Here is a 1,019-nt window from a genome sequence, read left to right as displayed (position 1 = left end):
CGCATTCTAGCATTTAGGATGATGATCATTTTACGCATGACGGCGACAAGTGCGACCTTTCCGGGCTTTCCTTGCTGCTTGAGACGCGTGAAGAATGCCTTCATGTCGGGATCGAAACGAATGGCAGGCAGCGCTGCGACGTAAAGCGCGTCGCGCAGATGTCTTCTACCACCTGCAATCATGCGCTTGCCGCGCATCAGACCACTATCGCGATTAAGCGGCGCAACGCCAACCAGCTTGGCAATTTGTCCTTTGTCAGTATGCCCCAGTTCCGGCAGGTCGGCCAGGATGAAGCATGCCGTTCGTAGGCCGATCCCCTTGAGCGACATCAAAACCTCGGCCTTCCGGCCCAACTCTGCATCCGCTTTCAGGCAAGCCGTCATTTCATCCACGATAGCCTGACGCTGATCGAGCAGGAAACGCAGGCTTTCCTCGATCCAGACTTTCGTTCGCCCGGTCAACTTCTCCCGGCGATTTTTCTCCTGCACGATCATGTGCGACAATTGTCTGTAACGACTGACAAAATCCGCCAGAGCCCGCTCCTGAGAAGAGCGTTGTGGCAGAATTCTTGTTTCCATGCGCCTTGCATAATCGGCAAGAATGAAGGCGTCGATCCTGTCGGTCTTGGAGAGTTGGCCACAGGCACGTGCAAACTGCCTGATCTGCTTCGCATTGACCTTGGCGACAGGCAATCGCGCGGCCTGCAAGGCGGCAACGACAAGGCGCTCGTAACCGCCGGTCGGTTCGAGAACCAGACGTTCAATATCGTCCACAGTTGCGAGAAAGGCGAGAAAACTGGCAATGCCTGCTGCCGTATTTTGATAGGTCACTGTCTGGCCATCCGGCAGAACGCAGGCATCCAAAGACGATTTTGATATGTCGATGCCGACAAAACGGCTAGTATAAGACATGAGGCTGGTCTCCCTTATACACGAGCGCGAAGCTCCCTCAACGGTGCGACAAGACCTCAAAAGCTGCAAAGGGTTCTGCTTTTTTACGAACGAAAGTTCACGCCCCGA

1 protein-coding gene is annotated in these 1,019 nt (G+C 54.7%); it reads right to left on the bottom strand.

Annotated features, from left to right (window positions below; genetic code table 11):
• Positions 1 to 911, bottom strand: a 911-nt coding sequence (locus tag HWX93_RS22665) for an IS110 family transposase (protein ID WP_210267260.1), incomplete at its 3' end; no start/stop codon positions are given.
• Positions 912 to 1,019 lie beyond the last annotated feature (108 nt).

The organism is Brucella tritici (assembly GCF_902825325.1).
In the GTDB taxonomy this organism is placed as follows: domain Bacteria; phylum Pseudomonadota; class Alphaproteobacteria; order Rhizobiales; family Rhizobiaceae; genus Brucella.
Note: the sequence above shows the minus strand (reverse complement) of the source record. Positions and strands in the feature narration are given on the sequence as shown.